21 protein-coding genes and 2 pseudogenes are annotated in these 22,820 nt (G+C 70.9%); 11 read left to right on the top strand and 12 right to left on the bottom strand.

Features of this window, described 5'->3' with window-relative positions; translation table 11 throughout:
- Positions 1–88: 88 nt before the first annotated feature.
- Positions 89–1,255 carry an L-rhamnose isomerase gene (rhaI, locus tag ACE1OC_RS03615; protein WP_407835763.1) on the bottom strand — a complete coding sequence of 389 codons (1,167 nt, stop codon included), beginning with the start codon at positions 1,253–1,255 and terminating at the stop codon, positions 89–91.
- Positions 1,256–1,407: 152 nt separating this feature from the next.
- On the opposite strand from rhaI, the gene ACE1OC_RS03620 reads away from it, so the two are divergent.
- A complete protein-coding gene (locus tag ACE1OC_RS03620; RefSeq protein ID WP_407835764.1) occupies positions 1,408–2,427 on the top strand; it encodes a LacI family DNA-binding transcriptional regulator in 1,020 nt (339 codons plus the stop codon).
- A 319-nt stretch (positions 2,428–2,746) separates the two neighbouring features.
- Positions 2,747–2,926 (top strand): annotated as a pseudogene (locus ACE1OC_RS03625) (transporter); the annotation flags it as partial.
- A 109-nt stretch (positions 2,927–3,035) separates the two neighbouring features.
- On the opposite strand, the gene ACE1OC_RS03630 reads toward ACE1OC_RS03625, so the two are convergent.
- Entirely contained in the window at positions 3,036–4,400 is a 1,365-nt protein-coding gene (locus ACE1OC_RS03630) for an NAD(P)-binding domain-containing protein (protein ID WP_407835765.1), read from the bottom strand.
- A gap of 114 nt (positions 4,401–4,514) precedes the next feature.
- Between ACE1OC_RS03630 and ACE1OC_RS03635 the strand changes: the two genes are divergently transcribed.
- The 8 genes and pseudogenes from ACE1OC_RS03635 (at position 4,515) to ACE1OC_RS03670 (ending at position 9,022) form a co-directional block, all read left to right on the top strand.
- Positions 4,515–4,877, top strand: a complete 363-nt coding sequence (locus ACE1OC_RS03635; RefSeq protein ID WP_407835766.1) for an ArsR/SmtB family transcription factor — start codon at positions 4,515–4,517, stop codon at positions 4,875–4,877.
- 168 nt (positions 4,878–5,045) lie between these two features.
- Complete coding sequence (locus ACE1OC_RS03640) at positions 5,046–5,429, top strand: ArsR/SmtB family transcription factor (RefSeq protein WP_407835767.1); 384 nt, start codon at positions 5,046–5,048, stop codon at positions 5,427–5,429.
- A 76-nt stretch (positions 5,430–5,505) separates the two neighbouring features.
- Entirely contained in the window at positions 5,506–5,817 is a 312-nt protein-coding gene (locus ACE1OC_RS03645; protein WP_407835768.1) for an ArsR/SmtB family transcription factor, read from the top strand.
- An 11-nt stretch (positions 5,818–5,828) separates the two neighbouring features.
- Positions 5,829–6,302 (top strand): GNAT family N-acetyltransferase, encoded by a 474-nt coding sequence (locus tag ACE1OC_RS03650; protein ID WP_407835769.1) that lies wholly within the window; start codon positions 5,829–5,831, stop codon positions 6,300–6,302.
- Between the two features lie 578 nt (positions 6,303–6,880).
- Entirely contained in the window at positions 6,881–8,002 is a 1,122-nt protein-coding gene (gene arsB / locus ACE1OC_RS03655; RefSeq protein WP_407835770.1) for an ACR3 family arsenite efflux transporter, read from the top strand.
- Entirely contained in the window at positions 8,002–8,202 is a 201-nt protein-coding gene (locus tag ACE1OC_RS03660; protein ID WP_407835771.1) for a DUF2180 family protein, read from the top strand. Before arsB ends, ACE1OC_RS03660 begins: the two co-directional genes overlap by 1 nt.
- 24 nt (positions 8,203–8,226) lie before the next feature.
- Positions 8,227–8,409 (top strand): annotated as a pseudogene (locus tag ACE1OC_RS03665) (NAD(P)/FAD-dependent oxidoreductase); the annotation flags it as partial.
- A 268-nt stretch (positions 8,410–8,677) separates the two neighbouring features.
- Positions 8,678–9,022, top strand: a complete 345-nt coding sequence (locus tag ACE1OC_RS03670; RefSeq protein WP_407835772.1) for a hypothetical protein — start codon at positions 8,678–8,680, stop codon at positions 9,020–9,022.
- Here the strand turns inward: ACE1OC_RS03670 and ACE1OC_RS03675 are convergent.
- The 3 genes from ACE1OC_RS03675 to ACE1OC_RS03685 all read right to left on the bottom strand — a co-directional run bounded on the left by ACE1OC_RS03675 (position 9,003) and on the right by ACE1OC_RS03685 (position 12,692).
- The gene (locus ACE1OC_RS03675; protein ID WP_407835773.1) at positions 9,003–10,058 is read right to left on the bottom strand and encodes an ArsO family NAD(P)H-dependent flavin-containing monooxygenase; all 1,056 of its coding nucleotides are present in this window, start codon (positions 10,056–10,058) and stop codon (positions 9,003–9,005) included. The two genes, ACE1OC_RS03670 and ACE1OC_RS03675, sit on opposite strands and share 20 nt — an antisense overlap.
- A gap of 70 nt (positions 10,059–10,128) precedes the next feature.
- Positions 10,129–11,322, bottom strand: a complete 1,194-nt coding sequence (locus tag ACE1OC_RS03680) for an MFS transporter (protein WP_407835774.1) — start codon at positions 11,320–11,322, stop codon at positions 10,129–10,131.
- Positions 11,323–11,324: 2 nt separating this feature from the next.
- Positions 11,325–12,692 (bottom strand): FAD-dependent oxidoreductase, encoded by a 1,368-nt coding sequence (locus ACE1OC_RS03685; protein WP_407835775.1) that lies wholly within the window; start codon positions 12,690–12,692, stop codon positions 11,325–11,327.
- Between the two features lie 198 nt (positions 12,693–12,890).
- Here ACE1OC_RS03685 and ACE1OC_RS03690 point away from each other — a divergent pair, with 198 nt between their 5' ends.
- Complete coding sequence (locus ACE1OC_RS03690; RefSeq protein WP_407835776.1) at positions 12,891–13,262, top strand: ArsR/SmtB family transcription factor; 372 nt, start codon at positions 12,891–12,893, stop codon at positions 13,260–13,262.
- Between the two features lie 35 nt (positions 13,263–13,297).
- Here ACE1OC_RS03690 and ACE1OC_RS03695 read toward each other — a convergent pair whose 3' ends face one another.
- The 7 genes from ACE1OC_RS03695 to ACE1OC_RS03725 form a co-directional block, all read right to left on the bottom strand.
- Entirely contained in the window at positions 13,298–14,221 is a 924-nt protein-coding gene (locus ACE1OC_RS03695; RefSeq protein WP_407835777.1) for a GNAT family N-acetyltransferase, read from the bottom strand.
- An 11-nt stretch (positions 14,222–14,232) separates the two neighbouring features.
- Complete coding sequence (locus ACE1OC_RS03700) at positions 14,233–16,503, bottom strand: heavy metal translocating P-type ATPase (RefSeq protein WP_407835778.1); 2,271 nt, start codon at positions 16,501–16,503, stop codon at positions 14,233–14,235.
- Positions 16,504–16,637: 134 nt separating this feature from the next.
- A complete protein-coding gene (locus ACE1OC_RS03705) occupies positions 16,638–18,053 on the bottom strand; it encodes an aminotransferase class I/II-fold pyridoxal phosphate-dependent enzyme (RefSeq protein WP_407835779.1) in 1,416 nt (471 codons plus the stop codon).
- 5 nt (positions 18,054–18,058) lie between these two features.
- A complete protein-coding gene (locus tag ACE1OC_RS03710) occupies positions 18,059–18,583 on the bottom strand; it encodes a FixH family protein (protein ID WP_407835780.1) in 525 nt (174 codons plus the stop codon).
- 31 nt (positions 18,584–18,614) lie between these two features.
- Positions 18,615–18,962, bottom strand: coding sequence for a hypothetical protein (locus ACE1OC_RS03715; RefSeq protein ID WP_407835781.1), 348 nt, complete (start codon positions 18,960–18,962; stop codon positions 18,615–18,617).
- Positions 18,955–20,877 (bottom strand): ABC transporter ATP-binding protein, encoded by a 1,923-nt coding sequence (locus ACE1OC_RS03720; RefSeq protein WP_274547027.1) that lies wholly within the window; start codon positions 20,875–20,877, stop codon positions 18,955–18,957. The genes ACE1OC_RS03715 and ACE1OC_RS03720 overlap by 8 nt, the downstream gene beginning before the upstream one ends.
- Positions 20,874–22,565: an ABC transporter ATP-binding protein gene (locus ACE1OC_RS03725; RefSeq protein ID WP_407835782.1), complete on the bottom strand. Its 1,692-nt coding sequence runs from the start codon at positions 22,563–22,565 to the stop codon at positions 20,874–20,876. The genes ACE1OC_RS03720 and ACE1OC_RS03725 overlap by 4 nt, the downstream gene beginning before the upstream one ends.
- Between the last annotated feature and the right edge of the window lie 255 nt (positions 22,566–22,820).

The raw sequence follows: 22,820 nt of genomic DNA on the forward strand, positions 1-22,820 counted from the left end.
GCGGTGGCGCTCTCGTGGGGTGCGCGAGGGGGGTGCGGGCCGGCCCGTGGGTGCGAGGTGGTGGGGGCCGGTTCGCGTGGCGGACGGGTCAAGCCCCCCATCCGGCCTGTGCGCCGCCGGCCCGCTCGGCGACGATCTTCTCGGCCCAGCCGCCGGCCCGGTAGGCCGCGACCGGGTTCGGGTCCAGCCCGGCCTCGGCGCGGACCTCGGCCAGCAGCGGACGGACGTCGGTGGCGTAGGCGTCCATCAGCACCTCGTTGGCGCCGAGTACGTCCCCCGCGTTCTGAGCGGCCGTCAGGGCCGGCCGGTCGACCAACAGGACCTTGGCCGTGGCCTCCTGGACGTTCATCACCGAGCGGATGATCGCAGGGATCTTCGCCTCGATGTTGTGACACTGGTCGAGCATGAACGCGACGCCGGCCTCGGGGGCGAAGCCGCCGTTCCCGGCGACCTCGTGCAGGATCCGGAACAGCTGGAACGGATCGGCGGCGCCGACCATCAGGTCGTCGTCCGCGTAGAAGCGGGAGTTGAAGTCGAAGCCGCCGAGCTTCCCCTCGCGCAGCAGGAAGGCGACGATGAACTCGATGTTGGTGCCGGGGGCGTGGTGGCCGGTGTCGACGACGACCGCGGCCCTGGGCCCGAGCCGCAGGCAGTGCGCGTACGCGGTGCCCCAGTCCGGGACGTCCGTGGCGTAGAACGCGGGCTCGAACAGCTTGTACTCCAGCAGCATCCGCTGGTCGTCGCCGAGCCGCCCGTACACCTCCGACAGGGCGTCGGAGAGGCGTTCCTGGCGGGCTGAAATATCGTCTTGGCCTGGATAGTTGGTGCCGTCGGAGAACCACAGCTTGAGGTCGCGCGAGCCGGTGGCGTCCATGATGTCGACGCATTCCAGCAGGTGGTCGAGAGCCTTGCGGCGCACCCGCGGGTCCGGATGGGTGACGGAGCCGAGCTTGTAGTCCTCGTCCTGGAAGACGTTCGCGTTGATCGCGCCGATCTCCAGCCCGAGCTCGCGGGCGTGGGCGGACAGCGCGCCGTAGTCCTCGACCCGGTCCCAGGGGATGTGCAGCGAGACCTTCGGGGCGACGCCGGTGGCGGCGTGCACCTGGGCCGCGTCGGCGAGCTTCTCGAACGGGTCGCGCGGCACGCCGGGTTGGGCGAAGACCTTGAAGCGGGTTCCCGAGTTCCCGTAGCCCCACGAGGGCGTCTCGATGCGCTGGGCCCGAAGGGCTTCCTTCACGGCGGATCGGTCGGCCACCGGAGCACCTCCCACGATCTGAATCGTTTCAGCCAGACGGTAGGTGGGTCCGGGGGAAGCGTCAAGGCACCGGCAGGGTGCTGTTGGAGTGATGTCGTAACCTGATCTCCGGGTCGGCCGTCGGAGCCGGTGAAACCTTTCAATGGTGGGACATGGGCGGCGCGGCGAGCATCAAGGACGTGGCACGGGCGGCCGGTGTGTCGGTCGGCACCGTCTCCAACGTGATCAACCGGCCGGAGACGGTCGGCGAGGAGACCAGGGCCAGGGTCCGGTCCGCGATCGACCGGCTCGGCTACGTGCGCAGCGAGTCGGCGCGCCAGCTGCGCTCCGGCAGCAGCCGGATCATCGGTCTGCTGGTCCTCGACCTGGGCAACCCGTTCTTCGTCTCCGTGGCGCGCGGGGCCGAACAGGCGGCGCGCACGGCGGGCCTGGGCGTGATGGTCTGCAACAGCGCACAGCGGCTCGCCGACGAGGCGGACTACCTCGCCCTCTTCGCGGAGCACCGGGTGCGCGGGGTGCTGCTGACCCCGGCCGACGCGGAGGGGTCGGGAGCGGCGGCGCTCCGTCGCGGCGGCGTGCCCTTCGTACTGGTGGACCGGCTCGTCCCGGGGCTGGAGGCCTGCTCGGTGTCGGTGGACGACGTCGGGGGCGGCGCCCTGGCGGCCGGTCACCTGCTGGCGAGCGGCCACCGACGGATCGCGTTCGCGGGCGGCCGCCACCGGCTGCAGCAGGTCGCCGACCGCCGCAGCGGCGCGCTGCGGGCGCTGGCCGGCCACGACGCCGTGCTGCTGGACCTGGAGGTGGACGGGCTGGACGTGGCGGCGGGCCGCGACGCCGGCGCCCGCCTGCTGGGGATGCTGCCGAGACCGACCGCGGTGTTCTGCGCGAACGATCTGCTGGCCCTCGGGATGCTGCAGGCCGCGTTCGCCGCGGGCCTGCGGGTACCCGAGGACCTGGCGATCGTCGGCTACGACGACATCGAGTTCGCCGCAGCGGCCGCGGTGCCGCTGACCTCGGTCCGCCAGCCCGCGGAGGCGATGGGGCGGACGGCGGCCGAGATGCTCGCCGAGGAGACCGGCCCGGGCGGCGCGGCCCACCGGCACCGACAGGTCGTGTTCGAGCCGGAGTTGGTGGTGCGGCGTTCGACGCTGGCCGCGCCGCTGCCCGGCTGAGCGCGGCGCTGCTGTACCGGCGCGGGTGCCGTCAGTGCGGCACCTCGACGGCGGGGCCGTGGCGACCGGGCCGGTCTCGTAGCCGAGGACTACGGCCTGGGCGCGTTCGCGCACCGTGCACACCGGCGCAGCTCATCGCCCTCTCCCCCTGGGCTTCAGGCGAGTCGGGGGCAGTTCCGGAGCCGGAATCGAAGCGCCGTCCCCTCCGCACCCTGGAGTGTCTCCTCGAGCGTCACATCCCGCCCACCCTCGGCAGCCGCCGGATGAGCACCTTCGACCACAAGGTCGTCGGCCCCCGAGCGCGCAGTCAGCGCTTCGGATGCGCGGTGGCGTGGTCGCGGAGATGCCCGGATCCTCCGTAGCCCTGAAGCGGCAACTCCAGACGCCGATCGAGGCGAACATGGAGACGATGCTGGGCTTCCACTTCCCGGCCACCGAGTATCCGACCGGCCGGCACCGCGGCCGGATCGACTCCCTCGGCCTCGACGAGAACGGAACGCGTGCGGGCGAGCCGGCAGAGGGTCGGCAGAGGGTCGGCCTGACGAGCGGGGCCGCGACCAGTCCCTACCGGTCGCGGCCCCGCCGCCTTGACGGTTGGCCGCCCTCCGTCAGCAGCCGCCACCGACAGCGCTCGGGGCGCCGATGGTGAGCGTGGCCGGGGTCGCGCAGCAGCCACCGCTCGCCTCTTCGGCAGGTTCCGGCTGGTCGAAGAGGCCGGCTCCGCCGCAGACTCCGGTTTCGGGGAGGGTGAGTTCGACCCGCTCGGCGGCCTCGTGGTCGCCGGCGAGGGCGGCGGCGATGGAGCGGACCTGCTCGTAGCCGGTCATGGCCAGGAAGGTGGGGGCGCGTCCGTAGGACTTCATGCCGGCGAGGTAGACGTCCTTCTCCGGGTGGGCGAGCTCGGCGGCGCCGTGGGGGTAGACGGTGCCGCAGGAGTGCTGGTTGGGGTCGATCAGGGGCGCCAGCTCGACGGGGGCCTGGAGGCGCTCGTCGAGGGCGAGGCGCAGTTCGTCGAGGAAGGTGAGGTCGGGGCGGAAGCCGGTGAGGACGATGACCTCGTCGACCGGGTCCAGGCGGCGGCCGTCCTCTGCGACCAGCACCAGACGCCCGTCGCCGGTCTTCTCGAAGACATCGGTGCGGAACCCGGTCACGGCGTCGGCATATCCGTCGTCGACCGCGGCCTTCGCGGCGAGGCCGAGCGCTCCGCGGGCGGGCAGCTGGTCGGCTGCGCCGCCGCCGAAGGTGGAGCCGCTGATGCCGCGCCGCAGGATCCAGGTCGCGTGCGTCCCGGCGCCGTCCTCCGCCTTGGCGAGGCCGGCGAGGTAGGCCAGAGCCGTGAAGGCGGAAGCGCCGGAGCCGATCACGGCGGTGCGCTTACCCGCGTACCGTGCCCGGACCGCCGGGTCCTTCAGGTCGGGGACGCGGTAGGAGATGCGACCGGCCGCACCCTTCTCGCCGAGCGCGTAGAGGCCGCTGCCGCCGGCCGGACTCGGGGCGGACCAGGTACCCGACGCGTCGATCACGGCCCGGGCGAAGATCCTCTCCTCGCGGCCGTCGGCACCGGTGAGGTGGACGACGAAGGGCTGGCTCTCGCGGTCGGCATCGACGATGCGGTCGCGGCCCGAGCGCGAGACACCGGTGACGGTGGCGCCGTAGCGCACGCGGTCGCCGAGGGCGTCGGCCAGCGGCTGGAGGTAGCGCTCGACCCAGTCGCCGCCCGAGGGGTAGGTGGCACCGTCCGGCTTGATCCAGCCGGTGGGGGCGAGGAGCTTCTCTGCGGCGGGGTCGGTGACCTCGGACCAGGTGGAGAAGAGGCGTACGTGCGACCAGTCGCGCACGGCGGACGCGGCGGCCGGTCCGGCCTCCAGGACCAGCGGCTCGATGTTCCGCTCGATGAGGCGGGCAGCCGCGGCGAGTCCGATCGGGCCGGCGCCGATCACGATGACAGGCAGGGCTTCGGTGGATGCGTTCACGGCGTACTCCCCAGTTACTTCGACGTCTGTCGATGTCTTGACGTCTCCAGAATGGACCCTGGATCGACGTTCGTCAACATAGACATCCGTCGATACTCCACGGATGATGGAGGCATGACTACGAAGGCGTTGCCACTGCTGGAGCCGGAGATCGCGGCGGCGTGCTGCCCACCCCTGACAGAGCGCCCGCTGACGGCCGAGGAGGCCGAGCGGACCGCCGTCATGTTCAAGGCCCTCGGCGACCCGGTGCGCCTGCGGCTCTTCTCCGCCGTCGCCTCCCACGAGAGCGGCGAGGCCTGCGTCTGCGACATCTCCGATGTCGGCGTCTCCCAGCCGACGGTCTCCCACCACCTGAAGAAGCTGAAGGACGCCGGCCTGCTCTCCTCCGAGCGGCGCGGCACCTGGGTCTACTACCGCGTGGAGCCCGCCGTCCTCGCCGCCATGGGCGCCCTACTGGCGCGGGCCGGCGGGGCGTAAGCCTCCGCGTCGCACCTCCGAGCTGGACTCACACAGCCGGAGCCCCGGCGATACCGGTCAGCCGGCCGGCGCCGAAGAGGCGAGGTCGGGGGATGGTCCGTGGAGGCCTGGCCTGAATTGAGATATGTCAACATAGACATCTGTCGAATTTGAAGCGAGCATCGACGCATGTCCCATGAGAAGCCGCAGTCGAGGCCGGACGTCGATGCCTCGGCAGCCTGCTCCCTGTCGCTGACCGAGCGCACGCTGACACCGGAGGAGGCTGAGCGGGTCGCGCTGATGTTCCACGTGCTCGCCAACCCGATACGCCTTCGACTCTTCTCCGCCGCCGCTTCGCACAAGAACGGAGAGGCGTGCGTCTGCGACATCGCCGACGCCTGCGATGCCGGCGTCTCCCTGGCGACCGTCTCCCACCACTTGAAGAAGCTCAAGGAGGTCGGCCTGCTCACCTCCGAGCGGCGCGGCACCTGGGTCTTCTACCGGGCCGAGCCCTCCGTCCTCGACGTGATGGGCCGGATGCTGAGCCGCTCCGCGCAGCCCGGCCCGGCCTGACCCGCATGTCACTTCGGGTTCAGGCCTCCCAGGAGGCCCGTTCATCGCATATCGTCGATTCCCGATGAATGAGACCATGAACATCGATCAGGGGCTGAGCCCCGGCGACGCTCAGATGTACGCCGGGTGGTTCAAGGCCCTCGCAAACCCGATGCGCGTGCGGCTGCTGAACCTGCTGGCAGAGGCGCGGCGCCCCATGACGGTCGGGGAGATCACGGAGCGCATGCCCATCGGCCAGCCGACCGTCTCCGAGCACCTCAAAGTGCTGGCCGAGGTGCGCTTCGTGCTGTCCGAGCGCCAGGGCACTTCCGTCAGGTACGCGGTCAACGCCGCCTGCCTGGAATGCTTTCCGGCCGCGGTATCGGCGATCCTCGGACGGCAGGCGTGAACATCGCCCCCATGACATGGGCCCACGCCGACGAGGTCCTGGAGATCTACCAAGCCGGCATCGACGAGGGCAATGCCACCTTCGAGACCACCGCCCCCGGCTGGGCGGAGTTCGACGCGGCGAAGCTCTCCGAGCACCGCTTCGTCGCGGTCGGCCCTGACGCGCAGGTTCTCGGCTGGGTGGCCGCGTCGAAAGTCTCCGACCGTTGCGCCTATGCGGGTGTGGTCGAGCACTCCGTCTACGTCCACCCCGGCGCCCGGGGCCGCGGAGTCGCCCGAGCCCTGCTGGACGCCCTGATCGCCTCGACCGAGGCGGCGGGCATCTGGACGATCCAGTCCGGGATCTTCCCCGAGAACACCGCGAGTCTGGCCCTGCACCAGCGGGCCGGCTTCCGGGTCATCGGCGCCCGCGAGCGCGTCGGCCGCCACCACGGCACGTGGCGCGACGTCGTCCTGCTGGAGCGCCGCAGCCCGCGGATCAGCTGACCCCAGCCCTCCCCCGCGGGCCAGGTCCGCCTCGGACCCTGCGGCCGGCCAGCGCTGGAGGGAGTCGCTGACCCGGTCGAAGGCGACCCCCATCCGGCGCGGCCCGAAGACCTTCACCGCCCCTCGTGGACCTGCGTGGTTGACCCAGTCGAACGGCACGGTCCCCGCGTCCGGAAGCCGGGCGACCGCCTTGTCGGCGCCGCCTGGAAGCCCACCGGGCGCCACGGGTGGGCCGCGCGAGGTCCACCTCGGAGGCGGCGCCCAGCAGTTCACGAAAAATGCGACGGGTGCGCTCGCAGTCCTCGTACACGGCCTGTCTGCCCATCGGATCACCCTCGATCGCCGCGACCTGCCGGCTCTCATCGGGTTAGGCCATTCGGCCCTGATGTCAGCCTTGAATGGAATCAGGTGTCACTGATGTGAGAACATCAGCGTGGGCTGACTTCAGCGGATGCTGATGTGACGAGTCTCCGCCGGAACCTCTCGCGTGGGCGCCCTCGTCGACCGCGCCCCTCCTCGACGACGCGCCCGACGGCCGCGCACCACCCCTCCGGGCAAAACCGAAAGCGAGTCCCCTCATGACCACGACCGAACCCGGCCCGGCTGTGCAGCCGCCGGGCGCCGAGAACGCCTCCATCGTCGCCAAGCTGTCCACCCTGGATCGCTTCCTGGCCGTGTGGATCCTGCTGGCCATGGGTGTCGGCCTGGGCCTCGGCCGGCTCGTCCCCGGCCTGAACGACGCGCTGGCGAAGGTCGAGGTCGGCGGGATCTCGCTGCCCATCGGGATCGGCCTGCTGGTCATGATGTACCCGGTGCTGGCCAAGGTCCGCTACGACAAGCTCGACGCGGTCACCGGCGACCGGAAGCTGATGGTCTCCTCGCTGGTCATCAACTGGGTCGTCGGTCCGGCGCTGATGTTCGCGCTGGCCTGGATCTTCCTGCCGGACCTGCCCGAGTACCGCACCGGCCTGATCATCGTCGGGCTGGCCCGGTGCATCGCCATGGTCATCATCTGGAACGACCTCGCCTGCGGCGACCGCGAGGCCGCCGCCGTCCTGGTGGCCCTGAACTCCGTCTTCCAGGTCATCGCCTTCGGCGCGCTGGGCTGGTTCTACCTCGGCCTACTGCCCCGATGGCTCGGACTCGGCGACGGCCAGGGCCTGGACGTCCCGGTCTGGCACATCGCGCTCAACGTGATCGTATTCCTGGGCATCCCGCTCCTCGCGGGCTTCCTCACCCGCCGCATCGGCGAGAAGAAGCTCGGCCGCGACGCCTACGAGACGAAGTTCCTGCCGAAGATCGGGCCCTGGGCCCTGTACGGGCTGCTGTTCACGATCGTCATCCTCTTCGCCCTGCAAGGAAAGACGATCACCTCCCAGCCCCTGGACGTCGCCCGCATCGCGCTCCCGCTCCTCGTCTACTTCGCGCTGATGTGGTTCGGCACCTTCGCCCTCGGCAAGGCCATCGGCCTCGCCTACGACCGCACCGCCACCCTCGCCTTCACCGCCGCCGGCAACAACTTCGAGCTGGCCATCGCCGTCGCCATCGCCACCTTCGGCGTCACCAGCGGCCAAGCCCTCTCCGGCGTCGTCGGCCCCCTCATCGAGGTGCCGGTCCTGATCGGGCTGGTCTACGTCTCGCTCGCCTGGCGCAAGAGGTTCACGGCGGGCCGGGTGGCAACGCCGGGAGGGGTGCGCTGATGCACTGCCTCGACTGCCACACCCAAGGCGCCGCGAGCCCGGCCGTCGGCATCTGCCGCGCCTGCGGCGCCGCCGTCTGCGCCAACCACGCACGCGTCATCACGCACGAGACCCACAGACGCCCCTTCCTCGCGCCGCCCGTCGAGACGCCGGCCCGGAGCCTGCGCTGCTTCCCCTGTGCAGGGGCGGACAGCCGCTGACGGGCCTCCACCGGGAGGCTCCGCGACCTCGACGACGAGGGCTACATCAAGGTCGTCTCGCCCTCCACGCGCACGAACATCCCCGGGGTCTTCGCCGCGGGCGACGTCGTCGACCACACCTACCGCCAGGCCGTCACCGCAGCCGGTTCCGGCTGTGCGGCCGCCCTCGACGCCGAGCGGTTCCTCGCCGCGCGCTCGGCGACGTGAGCAGCGCGGAAGCCCTCGAGGTGTAGGCCAATGCCTGGCCGTTCAGGGCCAGTTGGTTTTGGACAGCCAGTGGACCTGCCTGCGCTCCCCTGGAGGCAGGCAGGTCCCTGCCGCTCGCACTTCCTGCCAGCCCTGATCGCTTTCGCCGTTCTCGGAACGCTCGGCAAGGTAGCGCCCACAGGACGTTGGACGTCCTCGGTTACGCACTACGCATCCTCCCTCTGCCGGGCCGCCCTACCGGCCCGGCCATGACCGGCCGGAGTCTTCTGTGACCGCAACCCCTGCCGACACCACCTACTCGACGCCGGGCGGGGCCGTGTTCGCCGCCGCGTTCGCCGACGGCGCGCACGTGCGCGACGTCGACCCCAGTAACCCCGCCCTCGAAGCGTCCGTCGCGAGCGACGCCGAAGGCCGGGTGCACGTACTGACCGTACGCAACGCCACCGACCAGGAGCAGGAGTTGTTCCCCGGGGCACTGCTACCGGACGGCGACGACCCGCTGCTCTTCCTCGGCGGGGCCTCCGCCACCAGCGAGCGTGACGGCCGGCTCGTCGCCCACCTCGCCCCGCACGGCCACGTCCATCTGGGGCGGATCACCGCAGCAGCGCGCTGATCGCCCGTACGGCCTCCCGCGCCGGGCGGCCGACTCCGATGAGGGTCGCCGAGGCGAGGCCCGTCCAGTCGCCGTAGCCGAGAAGGTGGAGGCGGGGCTCACCCTCGGCCTCGGTGCCCCGGGTCGGAATGCGACCGTCGGGGCCGCGCAGCCCGAGGGGGCCCAGGTGGGACAGGGCCGACCGGAAGCCGGTGCACCAGATGATCGCGTCGGCTTCGGCGGTCATGCCGTCGGCCCAGGCGACTCCCGTCGGTGTGACGCGCTGGAACATCGGCGTGGCCTTGAGCAGTCCCGCGTCGCGGGCCGCGCGTACGGGCGGTACGGCCACGATGTCCCCGAGCCCCGACACGCCGCCGGTGTCGGGGAGTCCGGCTTCCAGGGCGCGGCGTCGGGCGGTGGCGGCGTCGAAGAGGACGCGGCCGTCGATGTCGTCCGGGAGGTAGCGGGGTTCGCGCAGGGTGACCCAGGTCAGGTGGGTGTCCTGTACGAGGTCGGCGGCGATCTGGGCCGCCGAGTTGCGGCCACCGACCACGATGACACGCTGCCCCGCGAACTCGCCCGGGCCGCGGTAGTCCACCGTGTGGATCTGCCGTCCGGAGAAGAGCTCGCGGCCGGGCACCGCGGGCATGAAGGGGCGGGACCAACTGCCGGTGGCGCTGATGACCGCCCGGGCCCGCCACTCGCCGGCATCCGAGTCCACGCGGAGGAGTCCGCCGTCGCGGTGCACTCCGGTGACGCGTACGGGCCGGTGCACGGGAAGTTCGTACCGCTGCTCGTAGTCGGTGAGGTACTCCACGACGTGGGAGGCCTCGGGGTAGGTCTCGCCGGGTTGCGGGGGCATGAGGCGCCCGGGCAGGGAGGAGTAGGCCGCCGGAGAGAACAGGCGCAGGGAGTCCCACGCGTGCTGCCAGGCTCCGCCGGGCGCGGGCTCGGCGTCGAGGACGACGAAGCTGAGTCCGGCCCGGCGCAGATGGAACCCGGCGGCCAGACCGGACTGGCCGCCGCCTATGACGACGACGTCGAACTGCGTGCTCATGCTGGAGGGTTCCCCATCTCGTGGCGGTTTCCCCGCGGGTGGGCGGGGTCTTCGGACGGCGCCGCGCAGCCTACTTCGACATGACGGCCGCCAGTGCCCCGCATGCGGCCACGCCGGCCAGCAGGGCGAACAGGTGCGGATATCCGCCGAGCCCGGTGGCGAGCGCCGCGCCGCCGAAGGGGGCGATCGCGCTCGCGCAGGAGGGCAGGACCCCGAGGAGTCCCGAGAGCCTCCCGTAGTGCTCCGTTCCCCACCGGTCGGCGACGGCGGTCGCCTGGACGAGGGTGAGGTTGCCCCGGATCATGCCCGCCGCCACGGACAGGACGACGAGGAGGAGGAACGGCCCCGGGAACACCGCGAAGGAGGCGGTGGCGAGCCCGCTCAGTACGGTCAGTGCGGTGAGGCGGGCCGTCGGCCCGGTCCGGCGTGCCAGCCCGACGTAGAGGAGGCGGCCGAAGGTCTGCCCGGCGCCGCCGAGTCCCAGGATCCAGGCCGCGTCCGTCAGCGAGTAGCCACGACCCACGAGGAGCGGCACGAGGGCCACGATCACCGCGTAGGCGGTGAAGGAGGACAGCGTCAGCGCGACCGCGAGCATCCGGAACCGGCGGCTTCGGGCGATGCCGGACGCGTCGGCGGGAGGCGCCCCGGGCATGGGCGTCGCCGCCGGCCACGGGGCCTTGAGGGCGATCGCATGGGCCGGCACGGTGATGCCCGCGAACACCAGCGCGAGCACCAGGTAGGTCCCCCGCCATGACAGGTGGTCCGCGAGCGCGGCCGTCAGCGGTGCGAAGACCGTGGAGGCGAGGCCGCCCGCCAGGGTCACGGCGGTCAGGGCGCGTACGTGGTCCGGTGCCCACCACCGGGTCAGGGCCGCGAAGGCGGGCGCGTAGAAGGTCGCCGCCATGGCCGTCCCCGCCAGAACCCAGCCGCCGAAGAAGACGACCGGGTTCCCGGCACTCGCGATGACGACCAGGCTGACGCTGCCGAGGACCGATCCGGCCGTCATGAGGGCGCGGGGCCCCCGCCCGTCGATGACGCGCCCCACAACGATGCCGGCCAGCGCGGAGACGATGAGGGCGGCGGAGAACGCTCCGGTGGTCACGCGCGTGGACCAGCCGGTCTCCGCCGCGATCTCCGAGTTCAGCACGGGGAAGGCGTAGTAGAGGATGCCCCAGCTCGTGATCTGTGTGACGCACAGACCCCAGAGAGCCCGGCGCGGTCCGCGTCGCGTGCCTACGAGCGGCGTGGCCGCTACGGGTCCCACGGTCAGTTGCCGACGGGAAGGCCGCCTACCAGCCCCGGCGGGGCGATCTCAAGGGTCACGGGCGTGGGGCCACAGCAACCGCTCCCGGCCTCCTCGACGGGCTCGTCGAAGAGGCCGGAGCCTCCGCACACCCCGGTCTCGGGGAGCGTGAGCTCGACGCGCTCGGCCGCTTCCTGGTCGCCCGCGAGTGCGGCGGCGATGGAGCGCACCTGCTCGTAGCCGGTCATCGCGAGGAAGGTCGGGGCTCGGCCGTAGGACTTCATGCCGACGAGGTAGACGTCCTTCTCGCCGTGCTTCAACTCCTTGGCCCCGTGCGGATAGACCGTGCCGCAGGAGTGGGCGTTCGGGTCGATCAGCGGGGCGAGGCCCACGGGCGCCTGGAGGCGTTCGTCGAGGTCGAGCCGGAGCTCGTCGAGGAAGGAGAGGTCGGGACGCAGACCCGTGAGCGCGATGACCTCGTCCACGGGGTCGGTCCGGGTGCCGTCTTCGGAGACCAGGGTCAGGGTGCCGTCGGCGTTCGCCCGGACCTCGGCGGTACGGAAGCCCGTGACGGCGGTGGCGTGCCCGGCTTCGACGGCCGCCCTGGCGGCGCCGCCGAGGGCTCCGCGGGCGGGGAGCTGGTCGGCGCTGCCGCCCCCGAACGTCGTGGAGCCGACGGCGCGGCGCAGCACCCACAGAGCGTGGGTACCGGAGTCGTTGCCGCTGAGGTCCGCGAGGCCGACGAGGGCCGTGAACGCGGAGGCGCCGCTGCCGATGACGGCCGTACGCCTGCCCGCGTAGCGGCTGCGCGTCGCGGGATCGCGGAAGTCGGGCACCCGGTAGACGATGCGCGAGGCGTTGGCGCGCTCGCCGAGGGCCGGCAGTCCGTTTCCGCCGACGGGTCCGGGACGGGACCAGGTACCAGAAGCGTCGATGACCGCGCGGGCGAGCAGCCGGATCTCGGATCCGTCGCCGGTCACCGCGTGGACGGTGAAGGGTTGTTCGTCCCGGTCGGCGTCGACGACGCGGTCGCGGCCGAGGCGGGAGACGCCGGTGACGGTGGTACCGAGGCGGACACGGCTGCCGAGCGCCACGGCGAGCGGAGCCAGGTACGACTCGGCCCAGTCCCCGCCGGTCGGGTAGCCCGCGCGGTCGGGCGGGGTCCACTCCGTCGCCGCGAGCAGCTTCTCGGCGGCCGGGTCGATGACCTCTCCCCACGTGGAGAACAGCTTCACGTGCGCCCACGCGCGGACTGCGGCGCCGGCCTCGGGCCCGGCTTCGAGAACCAGCGGTTCGAGGCCCCGGTCGACGAGGTGCGCGGCGGCGGCGAGACCCACGGGGCCCGCGCCGATGATGACGACGGGGAGTTCAGCGGCATCGATGACGGCCATCGGAGCTCTGTCCTTCACTAGGGTCGACCCTCTGATTAGACAGACATCTAATCCACCTCCAGCCTGCCCCCCGCTTCGATCGATGTCAACATAGACATACATCGAAATCCCGATCTGGAGCCACCCTCGGAACGCCGAGCCCAACCGGCCGCGACCGGACCATTGCCGAGGTGATTCGATGCATGCCAAAATAGAGGAATGTCGAACCTGAGTACGGTTCCACCGGCTGTCGATCCCAAGCAGGCTGTCGTTCCCTGCTGTTCGCCCCTCGTCTCCGCCGAACTCTCGGCCCTCGACGCGGAGCGCTTGGCCGCCCTGTTCAAGGCGTTGTCCGATCCGATCCGGCTGAGGCTGCTCTCGCGGGTAGCCTCCCACCCCGCCGGCGAAGCGTGCGTGTGCGACATCGCCGACGTCGGCGTCTCCCAGCCCACGGTCTCCCACCATCTGAAGAAGCTGCGCGAGGCGGGCCTGCTCACCTCCCAGCGACGGCGCACGTGGGTGTACTACCGGATCGACCCCAGCGTCCTCGTGGCACTCGGCACGCTCTTGGGTCCGCCCGCACACGCTTAGGGCGTCGTCGACCGCGAACGGCGGGCCTGATCACTTCAGCTTCGGCTGACGCAGCGCACTGTGGTTGCGGACAGGCCGGGGGCTCGGAAGGGGCGGACGTCCAAGGCCTCGGACGTCGTGTACACGTTCAGCTGGAGCGGGGCGGCCACGGACTCGGCCTCTCCCGCCGGCCTCGGTGCGTACGACAACAGCAGGGTGGGGTCGTCGAGTTCCTCGAAGCGGACCACCCGGTCGGCCTGGTGCGATCCGCTGCCGGGCTCGACGAGCTGTCCGGGTACGGGGACGAAGCCGAGCCTCGCCTTGAAGCTGAAGAGGCCCGCCTTGACCACGTGGCCGTAGAGGTTGATGTCGCGGCCCAGGGTGGCCCAGCGCCGGCCGCGGCCCCTCGCCTCGCGCACCGTCTCCGCGTACAGGACGCGGGTGAGGCTGTCGGCGCGCAGGCCCGCCGTCACGGCGGAGAAGCGCGCCCGCATCTCGTCGTGCGCCGGCAGGTCCTGGTTCAGGCAGGCGCCCACCAGGGCCCCGCCCGAGCGGACGGTGACCACGCGGTACGTCTCCGCCTCCGCCAGGATCTGGGGACGCTGCTGGACGGCGACCGCCCAGCCGTTGCGCATGCCGGAGACCTGCCGCTCGTACAGCTCCAAGAACTCGTCGAGCAGCGGGACGCTCAGGGACTCGGCACTCACCCGCAACTCCGCCTCGGCCGCCTTGCGGTAGGCAGCGCGGATGTCGTACCTGTCCTTCCCCGAGAGGGCGGCGAGGTACTTCTCCTCCGAGTCCAGGGCCTCAGCGCGCCACATGACGACTTGCGGTTTGGGGAGGAAGCCGGCCTCCCTCAGGTCGGGCCAGGACTCGACGGGCGGGTCCTGCACCCTGACCATGTCCACCGCGTCCTCGAACTGCCGCCACCGGCCGTTCAGGGCCTGCTCGATGTCGACGAGCGCCATCGGCAGGCCCATGGAGCTCACGATCACGAGGCCGCCGCCGACTTGAACCCGCGCAGGCGCAGGCTGTTGGTCAGGACGAAGATGCTGGACAGCGCCATCGCCGCGCCCGCGATCATCGGGTTCAGGACGCCGGAGGCGGCCAGGGGGATGCCGGCGAGGTTGTAGATGAACGCCCAGAACAGGTTGCCCTTGATCGTCGCAAGGGTGCGCCGTGAGAGGCGGACCGCGTCGGCCGCGTCGCGCAGGTCCCCGCGAACGAGGGTGATGTCGCTCGCCTCGATGGCGGCGTCCGTCCCGCCCCCGATGGCTATGCCGAGGTCGGCCTGGGCGAGCGCCGCGGCGTCGTTGATGCCGTCGCCGACCATGGCTACGTTGCGGCCGGCGGCCTGCAGGCGGCGGACCACGGCGGCCTTGTCCTGGGGCAGGACCTCGGCCTCCACCTCGGTGATGCCCATCTCGTCCGCGATGCGGCGAGCCGCGCCCTTGCTGTCGCCGGTGAGGAGGATGGGGTTCAGCCCCAGGCTCCGCATCTCGTCGATGGCGCGGCGGCTGGTGGGCTTGGCCTCGTCGGCGACGAGGAGCAATCCGCGGAGTTCTCCGTCCCAGCCGACGCCGACCGGCGTGTGACCGCTGCCTTCGATCTCGGTGAGGCGGCGGCGGAGGTCTTCGGGCACGGTCATCCGTTCGCCGACCCAGCCGGGGCGGCCGACCATGATCTCGCGGTCGGCGATGGTGCCCACGACTCCGAATCCGGCGCTGGCCTTGAAGTCCGTCGTCGGCGGGAGGTCCGCGGTCACCTCTCGGGCAGCCGTCGTGACGGCGGTGGCGATGGGGTGCTCGGAGGAGTGTTCCAGTGCTCCGGCGAGAGTCAGCAGCTCCTCGCGGCTCGTGCCCTCGGCACACACCGTTTCGACGAGCCTCATCTTGCCCGTGGTGACCGTGCCGGTCTTGTCGAGCAGCACGGTGTCGATGCGTCGGGTGGATTCGAGGATCTGCGGTCCGCGGATCACGATGCCCAGTTGCGCGCCGCGGCCCGTGCCGACGAGCAGCGCGGTGGGGGTGGCGAGGCCGAGGGAACACGGGCAGGCGACGACGAGGACGGCCACCGCCGCGGTGAGCGCGATCACCGCGTCTCCGCCGTTGCCGACCCAGAACCCGCCGACGCCCACGGCCACGGCGATGACCACGGGTACGAAGACACCGGCGATCCGGTCGGCCAGTCGCTGGACGGGGGCCTTGCCGGCCTGGGCCTCGGAGACCAGCTTGCTGATGTGGGCGAGCTGCGTGTCGGCGCCCACCCGTTCGGCGCGGACGGTCAGACGACCGCTGAGGTTGACCGTGGCACCGACGACGGCGTCGCCCGCGGAGACCTCCACGGGAACGCTCTCCCCCGTCAGCATCGACGCGTCGACGGCGGACGCGCCGTCCACGACGACCCCGTCGGTGGCGATCTTCTCCCCCGGGCGTACCACGAACTGGTCGCCGACGCGGAGCTCGCCGATGGGGATGCCGACTTCCTGGCCCGCGCGCAGGGCGGTGACCTCCTTGGCGCCCAGTTCGAGCAGTGCGCGTACGGCGCTGCCCGCCCGGCGCTTGGCCCGGTGTTCCGCATAGCGGCCGGCGAGGACGAAGAGGGTCAGGGAGGTGGCGACTTCGAGGTAGATGTGGTGCAGGCCCTGGCCGGGGGTCGGGGTCATCAGGAACGGCATCTGCATGCCGGTCACACCGGCGTAGCCGAAGAAGAGGGCGTACACCGACCAGCCGAAGGAGGCGAGGACACCGATGGAGACGAGCGTGTCCATGGTCCCGGCGGCCTGGCGGAAGTTCTTCCAGGCGACCGCGTGGAAGGGCCAGGCGCCCCAGATCGCCACAGGGGCGGCCAGGGCGAACGACAGCCACTGCCAGTTGTCGAACTGCAGCGGCGTGATCATGGCCATGGCGACGACCGGAACGGTGAGTGCGAGGCACACCAGGAGGCGTTCCCGCATGGTGGCCAGTTCGCGGTCGGCCGCCTCTTCGGCGGTCTCACCGGCTCCGCCTTCGGCCTGGGCCTCCTGGGGCGACGGGGGCAGGGCCGCGCTGTAACCCAGCTTCTCGACGGTGTCGAGGAGCTCCTGCAGCGTGTGGCGGTCGTCGTAGCTGACGTGGGCGCGTTCGAGGGCGAAGTTGACCTCGGCGGTCACCCCGTCGAGCCGGTTGAGCTTCTTCTCGATCCGGGCTGAGCAGGCACCGCAGGTCATGCCACCGATGTCGAGCGTGACTACGGCTGGTGCCGTCGTGGCAGTGCCGGCCATGACTGCACTCTCCTTTGGAATAGGTGGGCGGAGCGGACGGGGCTACAGGGGCTGGAGCGCGCTGCCGAGGAGGAAGGAGGCCCCGAAGCAGACCGCGAGCCCGACGGCGAAGAGAGCAAGCTTGAGGGGCGGGTTCACGCGGCGGTTCCGACGAACTTGTAGCCGGCGCGCTCGACGGCCGCCTGGACGGCATCCGATCCGAACTCGCCGGTGGAGCTGACCGTGACCCGGCCGGCCTTGTGGTCGACGGTCACCTCGGTGCCCTCGCCGAGGTCCGTCACGATGGCCGTACGGATGCGCTTGGCGCAGCCGCCGCAGGTCATGCCGTGGACCTCGAAGGCGGTGGCGTTGCTGCTCATGGGAGTTCTCCGATCGTTGATGGTCTTCAGGTGGGTACCGATGCGGTGCAGTGCCTGGGAGATGTCCTCGGCGCCGACCGCGTACGAGAGGCGGACCAGGTCCGGGGCCCCGAAGTCGCGGCCGGGCATGACCGCCACCCCGGCGTGCTCCAGCAGGTCCTTGGCGACGGTGCCGGCATCGTCGTCGGGGCGCCGGTAGAGGCCCCGTACGTCGACCAGGGCGAAGAAGCCGCCCTGCGGTTCCGCGGCCAGACGAAGGGGTGGCAGGGCTGCCAGGCCGTCCCTCATGAGGGTCCTGCGGGTGTTCAGTTCAGCCGCTCGGCGGACCAACTCGATGTCGGTGTCACCGGTCAGTGCGGCGAGCGCCGCGTACTGCGAGATCGAGGACGGGGCGGAGCTGGTGTGGCCCTGTACGGCGGTCAGGGCCGCGGCCACCGGCAACGGGGCGGCTGCGAAGCCGATCCGCCACCCCGTCATCGCGTACGTCTTCGAGAAGCCCCCGACGGTGACCGTGCGCTCGGCCATGTCCGGCCCGAGTGAAGCGACGCTCGTGAAGGTGGCGCCCTCGTGGACGAGGTCCCCGTAGATCTCGTCGCTGACGATGACGAGATCGTGCTCTACGGCGACGCGCGCCAGGGCGAGGAGCTCCGGCCTGTCGTACACGACGCCCGTGGGATTCGAGGGATTGTTCAGGAGCAGGACCCGGGTGCTCGGGGTGATGTGCGCCCGGAGCAGCTCGGGGGTGAGCTTGAAGCCGGTGTCGAGGGTGTCCACGACGACCGGCGTGGCCCCGGCGAGCCGGATCATGTGCGGAAAGCTCACCCAGTACGGCGCTTGCAGGATCACCTCGTCGCCGGGGTCGCACAGGACGGTGAAGAGCTGGGCGAGGGCCTGCTTGGCACCGTTGGTGGTGACGATCTGCGCCGCCGTGTAGGAGCATCCCCAGTGGGTCTCCAGCCGCCGGGCGATGGCCTCGCGCAGGGGGCCGATGCCGGCGACCGGGGTGTACCGGGTCAGCCCCTGGGAAATCGCCTGCCGGCCCCCGTCGGACGCCTGGTCCGGTGTGGGGAAGTCGAGTTCGCCGCCGGTGAGGTTGATGACGTCGGCGCCGTCCGCCATCAGGCTCTTGATGTGTGCGTCCAGGGCGGCGGTGCTGGAGGCGGGCAGGGTCCGCGCGCGGATACTGAGCACGGCCCCTACTCCGCCTTCACGTTGAACACCGTCGTGGATGCCTGTCCGGACGCCGGGGTGACGACGAGACTGATCTGCCAGTCGCCGGGCATGCCCAGGACGAGCTTGGACTCGTACCCGTCGCCCTTCGCGCTCGCGGACTGCTTGCCGCCCTTCATCTTCATGTTGGGCATCTCCGAGTTGACCTCGACCTTCGCCCCCTCGACGGCCTTGCCCGCCGCGTCCTTGACGGTGACGGAGGCTTTGCCCGCCGAGCCGCCGCCCTTGGCCGGGCAGGGGCTGACCGTCAAAGTGACCTCGATACCGGCGTCGGTCTTGGTGCTGCGGCAGCTCGCATCGAGGTCGTGCGGGCCGGTGGCGGCCGGGGCAGCGGGCTTCGACGGGCCGCAGCCGCTCACGAGTACGGCGGCCAGGGCTGCACCGGTCACGGCTGCAAGGCGCACCACTCCCTTGTGGGTGCGGGGTCCAGCTCGTCGCGCCGCCTTCTCGTGCCACGCGGCAGGCTGGGTGGTGGCCGTGCGCCAGGTCATCGGTTCTCCTTCGGAGGACGGGTGGTGGGGGTCAGCCGCAGCAGGACTTCTTCGCCGGCTGCGCCGCGGCGGGTGCCTCGGTCTTCGCCGCCGTCTCGGTCTTCGCGGCCGCATCTGCCGCCGCGGCCTCGGGCTTGGGGCCGCAGCAAGAGGACTTCTTCGGGGCCTCGGCCGCGTCGGCCGCGGGCTTCGGGCCGCAGCAGGACGACGCCTTCGGCGCGTGGACGTGCACGGCCGGTGCGGCCTTCTCCGCCTGCTCGGCCTTGTCGGCGGCCGGCTTGGGGCCGCAGCAGGAGGATGCCTTCGGGGCCTCGACGGGCGCGGCCGCCGTCTGCTGGGCGGCGTCCCAGAACATGCTTCCGAGGTTCGTGTCAGACATGGTTGACGTCCTTTCCAGTGGTGTTCTTGTGGGTGCGGCCCTCCTGGGCCTGGCACAGTTCGGTGAGTCGGCCGCCGGCGGTGAGCAGCTCGACGGGGCGTCCGGATTCGACGATGCGTCCGTCTTCCAGGACGAAGACCTGGTCGAGGTCCTCGACGAGGGTCAGCCAGTGGGCGACGACGATCGCCGTGCGGCCTTCGAGGAGTCGGCGGATCGCGGCGAAGACGATGCGCTGCCGGTCGGGGTCGACGCTGGAGATGGCCTCGTCCAGGACGATGACGCGCGGGTCCGCGAGCATGGCCCGGGCGAGGGCGATGATCTGCCGCTCGCCCACCGACAGGCGCGAGCCGCGTTCGCCGACCCGGGTCTGGAAACCGTTGCGCAGGTCGGAGATGACCTCGTACGCCCCTACCGCCCGGGCCGCTTCCACGACCTGTTCCTCGGTGGCCTCGGGCCGGCCGAAGAGGATGTTCTCGGCGACGGTGCCGTCGAAGAGCTGGGCCTCCTGCGTGACCAGGAGCACCTGGGAACGGACGGAGGAGCTGCTCATGTCGGTGAGGTCGTGTCCGTCGATGCGGACGGTGCCGCTCGTCGGTGTGTAGAGCCGGACCAGCAGCTGCATCAGGGTGCTCTTGCCGGCGCCGCTCGTGCCCACGATCCCGATGTGCTGGCCGGGCTCGGCGCGCAGGGTGATCCCGTGGAGGACCTCGGGTCCGTCGGCGCCGTAGGCGAAGGTGACGTCCTCGATGGCGACGGCTCCCTCGACGGGCGGCAGGGTGCCGGAGCCGCCCTGCTCCTCCTCCAGGTCGAGCACGTCGAGGATGCGGGCCGCGGAGGCGGCCATGTCGGACGACTGGCCGATCATGCCGGCGAGGTCCCGTACGGGGTTGAGCATGCGCTTGACGAAGAGCGCGAAGGCCGCGAGGGTACCGGCGGCCAGGGCCGTGCCCGAGGCCATGCCCATGGACGCCATCATGGTGTCGGTGCCCAGGAGCATCCACGTCATCGGCATCATGCCGGAGGCCATGTCGAAGAAGAATCCGGAACCCAGCTGGTGTCCGTTGATGATCTGCAGGCCGCCGAAGAAGATCAGCAGGGCCAGGGCGAGGAACACGCTGAAGCCCAGGTGGGACGTGAGCCAAAGTCGCTTGCGGGAGAGCCGGTTGTGGACCGTGCTGTACTCCTCGGAGCGCCCGCGCAGATCGGCGAGGACCGCCTCTTCCTGGCCGAAGGAGCGGATGTCCTCCAGGCCGTCGATCCGCTGGTTCATGTAGCCGACCATCTGGTCCCAGCCCTCGCGCTGTGCGTGGGTGTCGGGTCGCAGACGCACGGTCCACTTGACCGAGATCCACGTCATCAGGGGGATGATGACGAGGGTCGGCAGGGCCACTGCGGGGCTGAGGGCCAGCAGGAAGACGGCGAAGGCGATGAACCAGATGACGCTGTTGGTCACTTCCATCAGGGTCTTCGTCAGGAAGCCCCTGAACCGGTTCGCCTCGAAGAGGACCCTGGTGACCCACTCGCCGCTGGCCTGGGACACGTGCCGCGAGAGCTGCACGTTGTGCAGGCGGGCCACGAGGTCGTTGCGGATCGTCACCGTCAGGCGCTCGTTGACCCGGATCATCGCCGAGTTGTAGGTGATGCGGATGACGTTCTCGACGACCGTCAGCAGGACGAGGTTGAGTGCCGTCGACCGGACGGCTTCCATGTCGCCGATGACGATGTGCCCGATGCCGGCCATCACCGTGTACATGACCGCGATGGTGGCGATGGTGTTCACGACGGCCATCGCCGTGGCGACACTGAGCCAGAACCAGTGGGGCTTCAGGTAGGGAAGGAATCGCCGGACGGCTCGCAGGAGCGTCCGCCACGTCTCCTTGCCGTCCAGGACTTCCGCGGTCGCGGTGGTGGTCATGATTCCTTTCCTCCCTCGAGGGTGGTCGCGCCGGCGAGCGTGGCCGTGACGTCCACCGATGACTCCCGGGAGGCGAGGCTGACGGTGCGGTCGACGTAGCTGCTGACCGCGGCCTGCTGCGAGGCGATGATCAGGGTGCGGCCCCGGCGGACCCTGAGGACGGTCTCCAGGAGCTCGGCCTCGGTCTCGGCGTCCAGGTTCGCCGTGGGGTTGTCGAGCAGCAGGATCTCGGGGTCCACGAGCAGGACGCGCGCGAGGCCGATGCGCTGGCGCTCCCCCGCCGAGAGGTCGAGGGTGCTCGCTCCGAAGCGGCGGTCGAGCGGTATGTGGGAGAGTCCGGCGGCCTCGACGGCGTCGGCCGTCTCCGCGCGGGTGGCCTCGGGGCGGGCGAAGCGGACGTTGTCCTCAAGGGTTCCCTCGAAGATCCACTGTCGCTGCGGCAGGCAGACGATGCGCCGGCGCAGGGCGCTCGGTGCGTACGAGCGGGCGTCTGCGCCGTCGTAGGTGACGGTGCCGGAGTCCGGGTCGCGCAGGCGGGCCAGTACGTGCAGGAGGGTGGACTTGCCGCTGCCGGTGGGACCGGTCAGGGCGACGGTCTCGCCCGCCTTCACGTGGAAGTCGACCTTGTCCAGGATCCGTCGGCCGGCGATGTCCACGTCGATGCCGGTGGCGTGGAGCGCGCCCAGCGTCGGGACCTCCTCGCTGCCCTCACGGGTGCTGAGGACGGAGGGGGCATCGATGATGCGCAGGAGACGCTGTGCGGTCACCACGCTGCGGAACGCCCCGTTGGTGTGCATGGCGAGCATGTGGATGCTCATCTGGAACATCATGACCAGCGCGACGACGGCGACGAGGTCACCCACGGTGCTGGTGCCGGCAAGGACCGCGTTGCCTCCGGCCCACAGCGCGATCGGGGTCGGAAGACCGCCGATGACGTTGAGGGCGGCTTCCCAGCGGCTGTACGTGCGCTTCATCTGGCCGTCGCGGGCCGAGTGCGCCTCGTTGACCTTGTTCAGGCGGTCCGACGCGTCCGTCTCACGGCCGTACGACTTGACCACGTTGATGTTGGCCAGGGACTCGCCGACGCCTGCGAGGAGCTTGGTGAACTGACCCTTGAGTTCGATGAAGGCCCGCTGCAGGCGCAGCTGGACCGTGAAGTTCCCGATGGCTACGAAGACCAGGGGGATGAGGGCCAGCAGGGTCGTCCGGGCGTCGATGATCAGCGCCGTGATCAGCATGGCGAGCGTGACCAGCACCTGGTTGAGCAGTTCCAGCAGACCGCCGTTGGTCAGTCCGCGGACGGCGACGGCGTCGGAGATGAGCCGGGTGAGAGCCCGGCCGCCGGAGGCTTCCGCCACGTCCGCGGGGCCCAGGTGCACGAGCTTGCGGAAGAGGTCTTCCCGCAGGTCGTTGACTGCCTTGCTGGCTACCGAGAACCGCATGCGCTTGCCGAAGTGCAGCAGAGCCGTGGTGACCACACCGGCGGCGAGTACGCCCAGCGACGTGGTGAGCAGGCTGCTGGACTCGCCGCCCAGGACTCCGATGTCGATGGCGGACCGCATCAGGAGCGGCACGGCTATGTTGCCGAGGAGGCCGAGGAACATGACCACCGTGGCGGTGATGATCTCGCGGCGGTAGCGCAGCGGGTAGCCATAGATGAAGCGCAGGGCACGAAGCGATTCGTTCAACGTCGACCCCCCTCTGGAGTCTCGTGGGTTGATGGTGGGAGCGGGCCGCACTCCGACGGAGCGCGGCCCGCCGTGTGCCCCTGAGGGGCTACTCGGAGGGCTAGTCGCAGCAAGCGCAGGCGCAGCCGCACTCCTGGCCGTCCTCGGCGACGTCCTCGACACCGCTGCTCTCGCAGCAGCCGGATCCGATCATGTCCTCAGCCATGGGTTCCTCCTCTCCGTACTTGTTGATTCGATACTTTCAAAAGTATCGAA

Source organism: Streptomyces stoeckheimensis, assembly GCF_045822005.1.
Classification (GTDB): domain Bacteria; phylum Actinomycetota; class Actinomycetes; order Streptomycetales; family Streptomycetaceae; genus Streptomyces; species Streptomyces stoeckheimensis.

Excerpts from the sequence above, each read along its gene's own strand:
- ACE1OC_RS03620 (WP_407835764.1), top strand. The coding sequence starts at position 1,408 with ATGGGCGGCGCGGCGAGCATCAAGGACGTGGCACGGGCGGCCGGTGTG.
- ACE1OC_RS03635 (WP_407835766.1), top strand. The coding sequence starts at position 4,515 with ATGACTACGAAGGCGTTGCCACTGCTGGAGCCGGAGATCGCGGCGGCG.
- ACE1OC_RS03640 (WP_407835767.1), top strand. The coding sequence starts at position 5,046 with ATGTCCCATGAGAAGCCGCAGTCGAGGCCGGACGTCGATGCCTCGGCA.
- ACE1OC_RS03645 (WP_407835768.1), top strand. The coding sequence starts at position 5,506 with ATGAACATCGATCAGGGGCTGAGCCCCGGCGACGCTCAGATGTACGCC.
- ACE1OC_RS03650 (WP_407835769.1), top strand. The coding sequence starts at position 5,829 with ATGACATGGGCCCACGCCGACGAGGTCCTGGAGATCTACCAAGCCGGC.
- arsB (WP_407835770.1), top strand. The coding sequence starts at position 6,881 with ATGACCACGACCGAACCCGGCCCGGCTGTGCAGCCGCCGGGCGCCGAG.
- ACE1OC_RS03660 (WP_407835771.1), top strand. The coding sequence starts at position 8,002 with ATGCACTGCCTCGACTGCCACACCCAAGGCGCCGCGAGCCCGGCCGTC.
- ACE1OC_RS03675 (WP_407835773.1), bottom strand. The coding sequence starts at position 10,058 with ATGAGCACGCAGTTCGACGTCGTCGTCATAGGCGGCGGCCAGTCCGGT.
- ACE1OC_RS03685 (WP_407835775.1), bottom strand. The coding sequence starts at position 12,692 with ATGGCCGTCATCGATGCCGCTGAACTCCCCGTCGTCATCATCGGCGCG.
- ACE1OC_RS03690 (WP_407835776.1), top strand. The coding sequence starts at position 12,891 with ATGTCGAACCTGAGTACGGTTCCACCGGCTGTCGATCCCAAGCAGGCT.
- ACE1OC_RS03695 (WP_407835777.1), bottom strand. The coding sequence starts at position 14,221 with ATGGGCCTGCCGATGGCGCTCGTCGACATCGAGCAGGCCCTGAACGGC.
- ACE1OC_RS03700 (WP_407835778.1), bottom strand. The coding sequence starts at position 16,503 with ATGGCCGGCACTGCCACGACGGCACCAGCCGTAGTCACGCTCGACATC.
- ACE1OC_RS03710 (WP_407835780.1), bottom strand. The coding sequence starts at position 18,583 with ATGACCTGGCGCACGGCCACCACCCAGCCTGCCGCGTGGCACGAGAAG.
- ACE1OC_RS03715 (WP_407835781.1), bottom strand. The coding sequence starts at position 18,962 with ATGTCTGACACGAACCTCGGAAGCATGTTCTGGGACGCCGCCCAGCAG.
- ACE1OC_RS03720 (WP_274547027.1), bottom strand. The coding sequence starts at position 20,877 with ATGACCACCACCGCGACCGCGGAAGTCCTGGACGGCAAGGAGACGTGG.